General features: G+C 62.5%; 11 protein-coding genes. 2 read left to right on the forward strand and 9 right to left on the reverse strand.

Annotated features, from left to right (window positions below; translation table 11 throughout):
* Positions 1-134: 134 nt before the first annotated feature.
* The 4 genes from ATH90_RS10895 to ATH90_RS10910 all read right to left on the reverse strand — a co-directional run bounded on the left by ATH90_RS10895 (position 135) and on the right by ATH90_RS10910 (position 3,842).
* Positions 135-761: a helix-turn-helix transcriptional regulator gene (locus ATH90_RS10895; protein WP_069023021.1), complete on the reverse strand. Its 627-nt coding sequence runs from the start codon at positions 759-761 to the stop codon at positions 135-137.
* On the reverse strand, positions 761-1,894 hold the full coding sequence (locus ATH90_RS10900; protein ID WP_098466235.1) for an NAD(P)/FAD-dependent oxidoreductase: 1,134 nt from the start codon (positions 1,892-1,894) through the stop codon (positions 761-763). The genes ATH90_RS10895 and ATH90_RS10900 overlap by 1 nt, the downstream gene beginning before the upstream one ends.
* Positions 1,891-2,835: an ornithine cyclodeaminase family protein gene (locus ATH90_RS10905; RefSeq protein ID WP_034103798.1), complete on the reverse strand. Its 945-nt coding sequence runs from the start codon at positions 2,833-2,835 to the stop codon at positions 1,891-1,893. Before ATH90_RS10905 ends, ATH90_RS10900 begins: the two co-directional genes overlap by 4 nt.
* A gap of 68 nt (positions 2,836-2,903) precedes the next feature.
* On the reverse strand, positions 2,904-3,842 hold the full coding sequence (locus ATH90_RS10910) for a LysR family transcriptional regulator (protein WP_069023028.1): 939 nt from the start codon (positions 3,840-3,842) through the stop codon (positions 2,904-2,906).
* Positions 3,843-3,951: 109 nt separating this feature from the next.
* Between ATH90_RS10910 and ATH90_RS10915 the strand changes: the two genes are divergently transcribed.
* Positions 3,952-5,451, forward strand: coding sequence for a CoA-acylating methylmalonate-semialdehyde dehydrogenase (locus ATH90_RS10915; protein WP_098466236.1), 1,500 nt, complete (start codon positions 3,952-3,954; stop codon positions 5,449-5,451).
* A gap of 736 nt (positions 5,452-6,187) precedes the next feature.
* Here ATH90_RS10915 and ATH90_RS10920 read toward each other — a convergent pair.
* From ATH90_RS10920 to xylA, 4 genes are all read right to left on the reverse strand, one after another.
* The gene (locus ATH90_RS10920) at positions 6,188-7,324 is read right to left on the reverse strand and encodes a sugar ABC transporter permease (protein WP_034103804.1); all 1,137 of its coding nucleotides are present in this window, start codon (positions 7,322-7,324) and stop codon (positions 6,188-6,190) included.
* Positions 7,325-8,869: a D-xylose ABC transporter ATP-binding protein gene (gene xylG / locus ATH90_RS10925; RefSeq protein ID WP_186762159.1), complete on the reverse strand. Its 1,545-nt coding sequence runs from the start codon at positions 8,867-8,869 to the stop codon at positions 7,325-7,327.
* A 5-nt stretch (positions 8,870-8,874) separates the two neighbouring features.
* Entirely contained in the window at positions 8,875-9,876 is a 1,002-nt protein-coding gene (gene xylF, locus ATH90_RS10930) for a D-xylose ABC transporter substrate-binding protein (RefSeq protein WP_098466238.1), read from the reverse strand.
* Positions 9,877-10,088: 212 nt separating this feature from the next.
* The gene (gene xylA / locus ATH90_RS10935; RefSeq protein ID WP_034103810.1) at positions 10,089-11,405 is read right to left on the reverse strand and encodes a xylose isomerase; all 1,317 of its coding nucleotides are present in this window, start codon (positions 11,403-11,405) and stop codon (positions 10,089-10,091) included.
* A gap of 139 nt (positions 11,406-11,544) precedes the next feature.
* Between xylA and ATH90_RS10940 the strand changes: the two genes are divergently transcribed.
* Positions 11,545-12,720, forward strand: a complete 1,176-nt coding sequence (locus tag ATH90_RS10940) for a XylR family transcriptional regulator (protein ID WP_034103812.1) — start codon at positions 11,545-11,547, stop codon at positions 12,718-12,720.
* Between the two features lie 145 nt (positions 12,721-12,865).
* Here ATH90_RS10940 and ATH90_RS10945 read toward each other — a convergent pair whose 3' ends face one another.
* Complete coding sequence (locus ATH90_RS10945) at positions 12,866-14,131, reverse strand: carbohydrate porin (RefSeq protein ID WP_098466239.1); 1,266 nt, start codon at positions 14,129-14,131, stop codon at positions 12,866-12,868.
* Positions 14,132-14,133 lie beyond the last annotated feature (2 nt).

A 14,133-nucleotide genomic window follows, 5' to 3' on the forward strand; every position in this document is an offset into this window, starting at 1 on the left:
AACGTGGGTGAAATGTGGGCGCGGGCTTGCTCGCGCAGGCGGGCTGACATTCAACATTGAGGTTGGCTGAACCAGCGCTTTCGCGGGCAAGCCCGCTCCCACATGTGCCTGCAGTGTTGTACAGGCGTGAGGGTTCAGCCCTTCAGTTCTTTTAAATGCTTGTAGACCGTCGCCCGCCCCATGCCCAGCACATTGGCCACATAGTTCGACGCGCTCTTGCCCTTGAACGCCCCTTCGGCATGCAGCGCCAGCACCAGCTCACGCTTATGGTCACGGCTCAGCAGGTTGAGGCTCAATTGACGTTCGCGCATCCACGCATGCAGAAACGTGTTGATGCGCTCCTGCCAGTCATCGCGAAACAATGAGTCGGGTTGCGGGATCAGCTTGCTCGGCGACAGGAACAGATCCAGTGCCGCCTTGGCATTCTCGAACAATGAAATATTCAGGTTGATGCACAGCACCGCCAGTCGGCGGCCTTTGTGGTCGTGCAGCACGGTGCTCAGGCTACGGATTTTCTGACCGTCCCAGTTGAGCTTTTCGTAAGGGCCGATATTCACGTCGCTGACGTCATCGCTGAGCATGTCTTCCAACGCCGAGTCATCGCCGATGCTGCGCTTGGACAGGTTGTTGGCGATGTAATCGACTTTTTGCGAGCGCAGGTCATGCAGCACCGCTTCCGCGTGGGGGAAGAACAGGGTGGCGATGGCGTCGGCCATCGCACGGAAGTTCTGCATGACCGTGTCTTGTTCAGCGGTGTTCATCAATGAGGCTCCAGGCGGGCAGGGGAGAGCATACCAGCGTCCAGGCCGAACCGCGTCAATGCCTCCGGCAGCGGCGCGCCACGCACCAGTGCTGCACTGGCCTGGCCCATGGCCGGTGACGTCTGGATACCATAGCCGCCTTGTGCCGCTACCCAGAATAGGCCGGGTATCACCGGGTCAAAACCCGACAGCAGATCACCGTCGTGGACAAAACTACGCAGGCCGGCCCAGGTGCGCGTCGGGCGGCGGATGGTCAGGGTGGTGGCCTCTTCGATCTGGTAGATACCCATGGCGATGTCCAGCTCTTCGGGCTGGATGTCCTGTGGCGCGACCGGGTCGGCGTTGGCCGGCGAGCCGAGGAACATACCGGCGTCGGGCTTCATGTAGAACGACTCGTCCAGCGCCACCAGCATCGGCCAGTGGTGGCTGTCGACGCCTTCGGGGCCGGCAAAGATAAACGCCGAACGCCGCTTCGGTTGCAAGCCGATGGACGCGGCCCCGGCGAGCCCGCCGATATGGTCGGCCCAGGCACCGGCCGCGTTGATGATGACCGGCGCAGTGCAGGTGGCGCCCTGGGTGTGCACCTGCCAAATGCCGGCGGCGTCACGGCTCAAACCGAGTACGTGGCTGTCGGTACGCACCTCGCCGCCGTTGCGGCGGATACCGCGCAGGTAGCCCTGGTGCAGGGCATCGGTGTCAATATCGCTGGCGGTAGGGTCATACAGCGCACCGTGGACTTTTTCGCGGCGCAGGATGGGCAGCCTCGCACAGGCTTCGTCGGCGCTGAGCAGTTCGACCTGCGCCACGGTGGCCTTGGCGCTCAGGTATTGGGCGTTCAACTCGGTCGCATCGCCAATGAAATCCACCGTCATCTCGCCCCGAGGCGTGAGCAATGGGTGTTCGCAGAAACCGGGCGGCGGGTTGTCGAAGAACGCACGGCTGGCCAGGGTCAGCGCACGCACCTGCGCGGTTCCGTAGGCAGCCGTATACAGTGCAGCAGAGCGCCCGGTGGAGTGGTAGGCCGGGTGGTTTTCGCGCTCCAGCACCAGCACCTTGCCGTGTTGCGACAACCAGAAACCCGTGGACGCGCCGGCAATGCCGCCGCCGATGATGATGAAGTCTGCGTGGCTCATAACTGTCTCCAGAGGGCATTGGCCAGGGCGATGTCTTCCAGGCCCAGGCCGATGGAGCGGAAGAATACGTGGCGGTCGTAGGTCGGACGCTGCACCTTTTCGCTGAGCAGTTCGGGCAGGTCGCCCACGATGGTGCGCGGGTCCCAACCGTGTTGCTCGGCGGCGATCAGCATTTCACCCGCCGAGCCCGGGGTGGTGTGGCGATAGTCGCAGAATACCTGCATTGCGTTGAGGCATTGCGGCGGTACTTCATGGGCTCGCGGGGCATTGGTGCTGATCGATGTGATCAGCGCCGGTTTGCTCAAGCGTGCCGGGTCGATCACTGGCCCGGCCGACGAGGTGCACAGCAAGATCACGTCGGCGTCTTCCACGGCCGCCTCGCCACTGGGGGTGATGACCACGCGCGGATCCAGGTGCTTGAGGTGTGCGATGGCCGAGGCAGAGGCGCTGGCCAGGCTTGGCGAGAACACGCTGATGCGCTGCCAGTCCCGCAGTTGTCTGGCGTAGTACAGGTGCGCCTGTGCCACCTTGCCACTGCCAATAATCGTCAAGCGCCGCGCGGATAACGGCGCCAACGCATCCACTGCCAGGGCCGTGGTGGCGGCAGTGCGTGCGGTGGTCAGCTCGGCGGCATCGCACAACAGCAGTGGCTGGCCGGTCTTCATCGACATCAGCAAGGTCCATGCTGTCACCAGCGGGCCTTGCTCGCGCACGATATAGGGCGACGTCTTGACTCCATACACCCCATCCTCGGCCAGCACACCCAGGTAGTTGATGAAGTCGCCGGCGGCGTGCGGGAATGCTACCCACTGCTGTGCCGGCTGCACGGCTTGCCCAGCCGCCAGATCAAGGAACAGCTTGCGCAGGATGTGCGGCACATCGATCTGGGCGAGCAATTCGCGGGCCTGGTCCTGAGAGATCACATGAGGCGTGCTGGGCATGGGGGACTCCACGAATAAACTAATTTGTCCATTATGGACATTTAATTCCGTCGAGCAAGTGATAAACCTCACTCCATGAAGTGAAATCCTCCCGACAATTTCTCCTTCAAAAAACCCACCAATGCAGTCACCGACTTCGGCACATGGGGCGAGTAAGGCCGGATCAGGTAGATCTCATCGGCAAACGCGCCCTTGAGCGTCCAGCCCTTGAGCACCTGCACCAGCGTGCCACCGGCCAGGGCGGCGTGGGCGCTGAAGTCCGGGAGCAGGGCAATGCCCAGGTGGTTGAGCGCCGAGTCGCGCAAGGCCTCGCTGTTATTGGTGGCGAAGCTGCCAGCGATGGGTACGGTGAGTCGCTCGATGTTTTTGGTGCCGCGCTCGAAGGTCCACGCGGGCTGGTCGGTACCGCGAGGGTAGAACAGGCAGTTATGCGCGGTCAGGTCGCCGGGTTCGCGTGGTTCGCCGTGGCGTTGCAAGTAATCGCGGGTGGCAACCAGCACCGAGCCGGTGTCGCACAGCTTCCACGCCACATGGGTTTCCGGCACCTGGAAACCGTGGCGCACGGCCAGGTCGTAGCCTTCGGCGGCCAGTGAGCTCAGGGTGTCCGACACATCCAGTTGGACACGCACTTGCGGGTATTGCTGCAGGAACTCGGACAAGTGCGGCACCAGTTGCTGACGGGCAAATGCTACCGGTGCGGTGAGGCGCACCAGCCCACGAATTTCCCCGGCCGAGTCGCGCACGGACGAGAAGCTGCGGGCGATCTGCTCGTAGGCGCTGCGCACATCACGGGTGAGCGACAGTCCCGCATCGGTGAGCCTTACGCTGCGTGTGGTGCGCGTCACCAGCCGTGCACCGGTGGCCTTTTCCAGGTCGGAAATGCGCTGGCTCACGGCCGATTTGCTCACGCCCAGGCGGGCGGCGGCGGCGGTGTAGGTGCCTTGTTCCTCCAACACCGACAGCCAATGGATGTGGGTCCAGAGCGCCTCGATCTCAGTCTTTTCCATGGGTGTATTGTTCGCAAGTATGGACAATAAGTTCAGGATTCTGCTCTGGTTCGGAACAAATCGAAAGCCTATCGTGTGATCCAACGTTAAGCACTTGGGATTCACTGCCATGACAACAACGATCGAGCACTACATCAACGACCAGCGCGTGTCCCGTGATGACCGCTATCAGGACGTCTACAACCCGGCCACCGGCGAAAAAACCGGCCGCGTGGCCTTGGCCAGCCGCCAGACCGTCGCCGAAGCCGTCGCCGCTGCCCAGGCCGCCTTCGCCGGTTGGGCCGACACCCCGCCAATCCGCCGTGCCCGCGTGCTGTTCGAATACCTGCACCTGCTGCGTGAGCGCAAGGACGACTTGGCGCGCATCATCGTGGCTGAACATGGCAAGGTCTTCACCGATGCCCAGGGCGAAGTCGACCGCGGCATCGACATCCTCGAATTCGCTTGCGGCATCCCGAACCTACTCAAGGGCGAGCACTCCGACCAGGTCTCCCGTGGCATGGACAACTGGACAATGCGCCAGCCGCTGGGCGTGGTAGCCGGCGTTACACCGTTCAACTTCCCGGTGATGGTGCCCATGTGGATGTACCCGATCGCCATCGCGGCTGGCAACACCTTCATCCTCAAGCCAAGCCCGACCGACCCAAGCGCCTCGCTGTTCATGGCCGAACTGCTGCGTGAAGCCGGCTTGCCCAAAGGCGTGTTCAACGTGGTGCAGGGCGACAAGGAATCGGTGGATGCATTAATCGAGCACCCCGACGTCAAGGCGGTGAGCTTCGTCGGGTCCACACCGATTGCCCAGTACATCTACGAAACCGGCGCCCGTCACGGCAAGCGCGTGCAAGGCCTGGGCGGCGCGAAGAACCACATGGTGGTGATGCCCGACGCGGATATCGAAAAAACCGTCGACGCCCTGATGGGCGCTGCCTACGGCAGTGCCGGCGAACGTTGCATGGCCATCTCCGTGGCGGTGCTGGTGGGCGATGTAGGTGACAAAGTCATCGCCGCCCTGACCGAACGCGCCCAGCAACTGCGCATCACCGACGGCCGCGACCTCAAGGCCGAGATGGGCCCGATCGTGTCCCGTGCGGCGCTGGAGCGCATCAGCGGCTACATCGAACAAGGCGTGCAAGCCGGCGCGCAATTGCTGCTCGACGGACGTGATTACGTGCCCACCGAACCGGGCCTGGAAAACGGCTTCTGGCTGGGCGCGACGTTATTCGACCACGTGACCAAAGAGATGAGCATCTACCGCGAAGAAATCTTCGGCCCGGTGCTGGCCTGCGTGCGCGTGACCGACTTCGCCGAAGCGATAAAATTGGTCAACGACCATGAGTTCGGCAACGGCGTGAGCTGCTTCACCCGCGACGGCAACATCGCCCGTGAATTTGCACGCCGGATCGAAGTGGGCATGGTTGGGATCAACGTGCCGATCCCGGTGCCGATGGCGTGGCACGGGTTTGGGGGCTGGAAGAAGAGCCTGTTTGGCGACATGCACGCCTACGGCACTGAAGGCGTGCGCTTCTACACCAAGCAAAAGTCGATCATGCAGCGCTGGTCGGAAAGCATCGAGCAAGGCGCCGAGTTTGCGATGCCGGTGTCCAAGTAACCCAAGGTTGTAGGCGATCGAAGGTGGGAGCGGGCTTGCCCGCGATGGGAGGGTGTCAGTCGACCTGTTGGGCACTGATACACCGCCATCGCAGGCAAGCCAGCTCCCACATTTTTTCGCGTTCAGGCCTTGGCGTTTGTGGGCTTCAGGCGGTCGATGCCGGTGTCCAAGTAACCCAAGGTTGTAGGCGATCGAATGTGGGAGCGGGCTTGCCCGCGAAGGGGGCGTGTCAGTCGACCTGTTGGGCACTGATACACCGCCATCGCAGGCAAGCCAGCTCCCACATTTTTTCGCGTTCAGGCCTTGGCGTTTGTGGGCTTCAGGCGGTCGATGCCGGTGTCCAAGTAACCCAAGGTTGTAGGCGATCGAAGGTGGGAGCGGGCTTGCCCGCGAAGGGGGTGTGCCAGTCGACCTGTTGGGCACTGATACACCGCCATCGCAGGCAAGCCAGCTCCCACATTTTTTCGCGTTCAGGCGGTGGTGCGTGTGGGCTTCAGGCGGTCGATGCCGGTGTCCAAGTAACCCAAGGTTGTAGGCGATCGAAGGTGGGAGCGGGCTTGCCCGCGAAGGGGGCGTGTCAGTCGACCTGTTGGGCACTGATACACCGCCATCGCAAGCAAACCAGCTCCCACAATTTTTATCGCATTCAGGCGCTGGTGTGTGTGGGCTTCAGGCAAATGCCACTAACGCCACTTATCCAGCGGCTGCATGGGTGTTTCGCTACTCTTGCGGACGTTCAGCGCCGCCCGGTGCGTGTGCTCACGTCCACCCACACCGCCAACACCAGAATGCTGCCCTTCACGATCATCTGCCAGTAACTGTCCACATCCAGCATCGACATGCCGTTATCCAGGCTGGTAATCACCAACGCCCCCAGCAACGCGCCATACACCGTGCCCGAACCGCCGCGCATCGACGTGCCGCCAATAAAGCACGCCGCGATCGCATCCAACTCGCCCATGTTCCCCGCCGAGGGCGAGCCGGCCGCAAGGCGGGCGGTGTTGACCAGGCCGGCGAGGGCACACATCACGCCCATGATGCCGAAGATCCAAAGTTTCACCGCTTGCACGTTGATGCCCGACAGGCGCGTCGCCTCCATGTTGCTGCCCACTGCATACACGCGGCGGCCGAACACGGTCTGGCTGGTGACGTAGCTGAATACGCCGAGCAGCGCCAGCAACAGCAGCACCGGCACGGGGATGCCGTCGTAGCTGTTGAGGGTAGTGACGAACCCGGCCAGTACCGCGCCGATCACCACCACGCGCAACACATCACGCACCCATGAATGCGCGGCCAGCCCGTGCAGTGCGCGGTTGCGCCGTTGTTTCCAGGTCAGGAACAGGGTCAGGGCGAACAGCAAAACGCCGAGGCCGATACCGACTGAATGCGGCAAATACCCTTGGCCGACATACACCAATGAAGGCGATACCGGCGCAATGGTAGTGCCGCCGGTAATCCCCAGCAGAATCCCGCGAAACGCCAGCATCCCACCCAAGCCGACGATGAATGAAGGGATGCGCAGATAGGCCGTCATGTACCCATTGGCCAATCCAATCATCAAGCCGCACAGGGCGACCAGGCTCAGGTTGGCCAGCAGCGGCACGTGGTAGACCACATCCAGGATCGCCGCCAGCCCGCCCAGCAACCCCAGCAAGGACCCCACCGACAAATCGATCTCGCCGCTGATGATCACCAGTACCATGCCGCACGCCAGTATCCCGGTAATCGACATCTGCCGCAGCAAGTTGGACAGGTTACGCGGGGTGAGGAACCCGCCCTCGGTCTGCCAGCTGAAAAACAGCCAGATCACCGCCACGGCGATCACCAGGGCGAGCATTTTGTAGCGGGTGAAAAGGTGTTTGACCTGATTCATCTACGCGGTCTTCCGATCATTATTGTTATGGCTGAGCGCAGCGGCGAGCACCTGTTCCTGGGTGAGCCCCTCGTTGATGAAGTCACCGCGCAACTGGCCGTCACCGATCACCAGCACACGGTTGGAGACACCGAGCACTTCGGCCAGCTCCGACGAGACCATGATGATCGACACCCCCTCGGCGGCCAGGGCGCCCATCAGCTTGTAGATCTCATACTTGGCGCCCACGTCGACCCCGCGCGTGGGTTCGTCGAGGATCAGCACCTTGGGCTTGGCCATCAGCATTTTCGCCAGCACGGCTTTTTGCTGGTTGCCGCCGGACAGGCTGGTGATCGGCAGGAACGGGCTGGCAGTCTTGAGGTGCATGCGCGCGATTTGCTGGTCGATGCTGCCCAGTTCGGCTTCGGCGTCGATACGGGTCAGGTGCGCATAGGTATCGAGCACGGCCAGGGTGATGTTCTGGCCTACGCCCAGGTCGGGAATGATGCCCTGGCGCTTGCGGTCCTCGGGCACCATGCACAGCCCGGCGCGGATCGATTTGAGTGGCGTGCGCGTGTCGATCACCTGGCCGTCCAGCCATACTTCGCCGCTGTAGCGGCCGGGATAGGCGCCGAACAGCGCCGACACCAGTTCCGTACGCCCGGCGCCGACCAGCCCGGCGATGCCCAGGATCTCACCGCGCTTGAGCACAAACGACACATCGTCCACGCGCTTGCGCTTGGGGTTGTCCACGTCATAACAGGTGACGTTGCGCGCCTCGAAAATCACCTCACCCACCTCATGAGGCTCGGTGGGGTAGAGGTTGCTCATCTCGCGGCCGACCATCTGGGTGATGATCTTCGCGATGTCCATGTCGGCCATGGCGGTGGTCGCGATGTGCTTGCCATCGCGGATCACTGCGATGGTGTCGCACACTGCCGCCACTTCATCGAGCTTGTGGGAGATGTACACGCAGGCCACGCCCTTGGCCTTGAGGCTGCGGATGATGTCCAGCAGCACGTCGATTTCCGAGCGGGTCAGGGCCGATGAGGGCTCGTCGAGAATCAGCAGTCGTGCCTTCTTGTTCAGGGCCTTGGCGATTTCCACCAGTTGCTGGTAGCCGCCGCCGTATTGCGACACCGGCAGTGCCACGTTCATGTCCGGCACCTTGAGCTCGCGCATCAAGGCCTCGGCACGGTGGAGCATTGCCGGGTAGTTCATGCGCCCACCCGGCAAGGTCAGCTCGTGGCCCATGAAGATATTTTCGGCCACTGACAGGTCCGGCACCAGGGTCAGCTCCTGGTGGATGATGACGATGCCGGCCGCTTCGGTTTCGCTGATCGACTGGGCCTTGAGTGGCTGCCCGTCCCAGAGAATTTCACCCTCCCAGGTGCCGTAGGGGTAGACCGCCGACAGCACCTTCATCAACGTGGATTTACCGGCACCGTTCTCACCGCACAGGCCGACACATTCCCCCGGCCGTACATTGATGTCGATGCCGTTGAGCGCGTTGACACCGCCAAAGGTTTTGACGATGCCGTTCATTTGCAGCAGGTAGTCGGACATGGCGGTCACTGCCCGGCAATCTGCTCTTTGGTGTAGAACCCGTCTTTCTCCAACAGGTCGACATTGGCCTTGGTCAACGGTGTCGGGGTGAGCAGGATGGTGTCGACCTTCTTGCTGCCGTTGTCGTATTGCGAGCTGTAGGTGGGTTTTTCATTGCGCGCCAGTTGCACCGAGAGCTTGGCGGCCTCGGTGGCGATCAGCTTGAGCGGCTTGTATACCGTCATGGTCTGAGTGCCGTCGATCACGCGCTTGATGGCCGCGAGGTCGGCGTCCTGGCCGGAGATCGGCACCTTGCCCGCCAGCTTCTGCGCGGCCAGGGCCTGGATCGCACCGCCGGCGGTGGCGTCGTTGGAGGCAACGATGGCGTCGATCTTGTTGTCGTTCCGGGTCAGGGCGTTTTCGACGATGCTCAGGGCTTCGGTGGGGTTCCATTCCTTCACCCACTGCTGGCCGACAATCTTGATATCGCCCTTGTCGATGGCCGGCTGCAGTACTTTCATCTGGCCTTCGCGCAGCACCTTGGCGTTGTTGTCGGTGGGCGCGCCGCCGAGCAGGAAATAGTTGCCCTTGGGCGCCGCTTGCAGCACGCCGCTGGCCTGCATCTCGCCGACTTTTTCGTTATCGAAGGAGATGTACGCATCGATATCGGCGTTGAGGATCAGGCGGTCATAGGACACCACCTTGATCCCGGCCTTCTTGGCTTCGGCGACAGCGTTGGTGAGCACCGTGGCGTTGAACGGCACGATGACGATCACGTCGACGCCACGGGAGATCAGGTTCTCGATCTGGGAAATCTGCTTCTGCTCGTTGGCATCGGCCGATTGCACGAAGACCTTGGCATCGAGTTTTTCCGCTGCCGCCACAAAGTAATCGCGGTCACGGGACCAACGCTCCAGGCGCAGGTCGTCGATGGAAAAACCAATCTTCGGATGAGCCGAATCGGCCATCACCGGCAGGGCGAGCAGGGCCAGGGCAGTGGCGAGCAGGGTACGTTTGAATGACTTCATGGTGGTGCGTCCTTTTATTGTTGTTGGAAAGACACAGCGTGATGCGGGTAGAACTGTAGAGCGTCCTTCGCCGCTTGGCGCATAGATTTGTCGCGCGAATGTCACCAGCGACGCTTGCCTGTGCAGGAGCCGGCTTGCCGGCGATAACGGTGTTTCAGCTGGCATGGGCGGAGGCTGCTCCGCCGCAATCGCCGGCAAGCCGGCGCCTGAAGTCAGGTGTAGATGAAGCGGTTGACGACGCCTTCGAGCATCTCCTGCCGTCCACTCACCGCCTGCGGGTTCAGCTCATGGGCAAACGCGTGCTCGGCCAGCGATTCCAGGCTGAATTCACCCGCCAGCACCGCCTGGCCCAGCGGCTGCTGCCAGCCGGCATAGCGCTGGTCCTTGAACTGCTGCAACCGATCGTTCTGCACCATCGCCGCCGCGCGTTCCAATGCCAGGGCCAGCACATCCATGGCAGCGACATGCCCGTGGAACAGGTCCACATCATCGAGGCTCTGGCGCCGCACCTTGGAATCGAAGTTGTAGCCACCGTTCTTGAAGCCCCCGGCCTTGAGGATTTCATACGTGGCCAGGGTCATTTCCTCGACGCTGTTGGGGAACTGGTCCGTGTCCCAGCCGTTCTGTGGGTCGCCGCGGTTGGCGTCGATGCTGCCGAAGATCCCCAGGGACACCGCCGTGGCGATCTCATGATGAAAACTGTGCCCGGCCAGGGTCGCGTGGTTGGCCTCGATGTTCACCTTGATCTCATGCTCCAGCCCGTACTCATGCAGGAAACCGAACACGGTGGCGCTGTCGTAATCGTACTGGTGCTTGGTCGGCTCCTGGGGCTTGGGTTCGATCAGCAGGTCGCCCTTGAAACCGATCTTGTGCTTGTGCTCCACCACCATGCGCATAAAGCGCCCAAGCTGTTCGCGCTCGCGCTTGAGGTCGGTGTTGAGCAGGGTTTCGTAGCCTTCACGACCGCCCCACAGCACATAGTTGGCGCCCTTGAGCCGCAGGGTCGCGTTCATGGCGCTGAACACCTGCGCAGCGGCGTAGGCGAACACTTGCGGGTCCGGGTTACTGGCGGCACCGGCGGCAAAGCGCGGGTTGCTGAAACAGTTGGCGGTGCCCCACAGCAGCTTGATCCCGGTCTGTTCCTGATGGCGTTCGAGGTGGTCGACCATCTGTGCGAAGTGGTGACGGTACTCCTTGAGCGAGCTGCCTTCGGGAGCGACGTCCGTGTCGTGAAAGCTGTAGTAGTCGATGCCCAGCTTGGAGAAAAACTCGAAGGCGGCATCGGCCTTGCCGATCGCCAGTTCCATCGGATCGCCGCTGCGCTGCCACGGTCGCTTGAAGGTGCCGACGCCAAACATATCCGCCCCCGGCCACACGAAGGTGTGCCAATAGCAGGCCGCCATGCGCAGGTGCTCGCGCATGGGTTTGCCGAGGATGAGTTTGTTGGCGTCGTAGTGGCGAAAGGCGAGGGGGGCATCGCTATCGGGGCCTTCAAAGCGAACCTGCTCGACACCGGGGAAGTACGGCATGGCGTTTTCCTTATTGTTCTTGGCGGTGTCTCGATACTAGCAACGGCATTGGCACTGCCGATTATGAAAATCACCAAGGGATGGTGCGATTTTGAGTGGCAGGGTCTAGTCTGTGGCGACCGGCCCCAGGATAAAAACAATGAAAACCCTACCGCCCGTGCACCGCATTGCCTTGCTCTTCAACGGCAGCAAAATCTACGACCGCGGCATCATCGCCGGCATCGGCAATTACCTGAGCAGCACCCGTGCGTCCTGGGATTTGTTCCTCGAAGAGGACTTCTTGTGCCGTCTCAAAGGCATCGAGCGCTGGCAGGGCGACGGCATCATTGCCGACTTCGACGACCCGCTGATCGGCGAGGCGCTGGCCGCGAGCAAGGTGCCGGTGGTGGCGGTGGGAGGTTCCTATGCGGATGCGCGCGCCTACCCCAAGGGCATTCCCTATGTGGCGACCGATAACCATGCGCTGATGAAGCTGGCGTATGAACACTTGATCGAAGCCGGCCTGACGCGCTTCGCCTGCTTCAGCCTGCCCGAAGCCCAGGCCAATCGCTGGGCCCAGGAGCGCGAAAAGGCTTTTCGCCGCCTGCTGCAACGCGATGGCCTGCACGTCGAGGTGTATCGCGGCCTGGGCACCAGCGCGCCGCTGTGGGACAGCGCGGTGGAACAGCAGATCGCCTGGCTGCACAGCTTGCCCAAGCCTATCGGCATCATCGCCGTCACCGATGCCCGCGCACGGCAGTTGCTGCAAGCCTGCCTCACCGCCGGCATCGCCGTGCCGGAGCAGGTAGCGTTGATCGGCATCGACAATGACCCGCTGACCCGCACCCTCACGCGGGTGCCCCTGAGTTCAGTGATCCAGGGCACCGAAACCATGGGCCGCACCGCCGCGGCGCTGCTGCACCAGATGCTGCACGGCAAACCCTGTGCCGGAACGCAGATCCTGGTACCGCCGGATGCGATCAACGTGCAGGCCTCCAGCTTGCATCAACCCCTGGGCAATCCGTATGTGATGCAAGCCCTGTTGTTCATCCGCCAATACGCCTGCCAGGGCATCAAGACCGCCCAGGTGGCGGCTTATGTCGGCGTGTCGCGTTCCTCCCTGGAGGCGCACTTTCGCAAGGTGCGTGGGTGCAGCGTGCATGACGAGATCCTGCGCTTCAAACTCGCAGCTGCCGCCAAGGGCCTGGCTGACCACAACCTGGCCATCGCCGACATCGCATCGCGCTGCGGCTTCACCTCCGCGCAGTACTTGCACACGGTGTTTCGCCGTGAGTTCGGTTGTACGCCACGGGAGTATCAGCAGGGCGCGGTCTAGGGCAGCGTATTCAAACAGTATGCGAGAGATAAAATGGGGGAGCGGGCTTGCCCGCGATATAAGGCGTGTCAGTCAGGACATCATGTACTGATACACCGCCATCGCGGGCAAGCCCGCTCCCACAGGATTTGACCGCGCTCGGCGCTTAGAACACTGCCTTGACCTGCAGGCCCACCACCAGGGCGTTGTCGATGTCCGCACCGGAGAACGCGCCCGGCTCGATGATGTATTGCACATCCGGGCGCAGGTTCAGCCATGGCGTGGCCTGGTAGCCATAGCTGAGTTCGATCAACTGTTCGGCATTGTTCAGGTTGGGATAATCGGTCCCGGCGTTGAAGGCGGCCAGTTCCTGTACATCGCGGCTGCGGGGGTTGGGTACGGCACGCCCATACCCCAAGGCCAGGGTGTCGCGTGGCCGGCCCTCGAACGGCTTGTAGAGCACCACGCCCGCGCCGTACCACTTGCTGAACGGCGAGGCCGCTTCGCTGGCAGCCGAGTATTGGCCGAAGGCATGCAGCACGCGGCCGGCGGATGAGTCGGACGCCCACACCGCCTGGTCGACCAGCAGGTAGTGACCGCCGCGACCGCTGACCTCCTTGTTGCTGCCAATGCGTTTGACGTCGGAGCTGTCGTAGTAATAGCCCAGTTTGTATTCACCCGGCAGTGGGCCTGCGTGTTTGTACACCAGTTCGATGGGCACGACGGTGCCGGTGGTGTGCTTGGGGCTCAAATGCCAGGCGCGGCTGGAGTCGCCGTTGCTGTCCGGGTCGACGTTGAACGCGGCGACGCGCAGTTGCCAGGACGGCGCGAAGTCGTATTTCACCCGTGCGCCCAGGCGTGCGTTGGGGTAGTTGGTCCAGCCGCTGCCGCCGGACATGTTCAGCGGGTGGCCGCAGAAACCGGCATTCATGAAGTTGCACAGGATGCCGCTGTCCAGGCCGCCGAGGTCATTGCCCATGGCCATGTAGCCGAGCTTTAGGTTCAGCGCCGGGGTGATGAGCGTGCGCTCGTAGCTCAGCTCGGTGAGGCGCGTGTAGAGGCCGCCGTAGTTTTCCTGGATCGGCAGGCGGTTGCCCACCAGGTCTTCGGAGGCGCTGTTGCCGCGACGGTCGTTGAGGGTGAGCTGGATGCGGTCACCGTTGTTGAAGCCGTAGAGTTTGCCCAGGTCGAACTGCACGCCGAGCTTGACGTTCTGCGAGTAGCGCGCCGAACGATGCTGGCCGCCGTGGGCGTTGTAGGCGGTTTCGCCGCTGTAGTCGCCGGTGAAGCGCACGCCTTGCTCGTCGAGTTCACGGCGCAGGCCGCCCCAGTCGCCGGTCAAGGTGGTGTCATCCGCTTGCACAGGCAGGGCGGCACCCAGGGCCAGGCCGAGCAGCAGGCGCCCAAGGGAAAGATGAGAAGAGGGGGTCATGC

This window comes from Pseudomonas lurida (genome assembly GCF_002563895.1).
In the GTDB taxonomy this organism is placed as follows: domain Bacteria; phylum Pseudomonadota; class Gammaproteobacteria; order Pseudomonadales; family Pseudomonadaceae; genus Aquipseudomonas; species Aquipseudomonas lurida.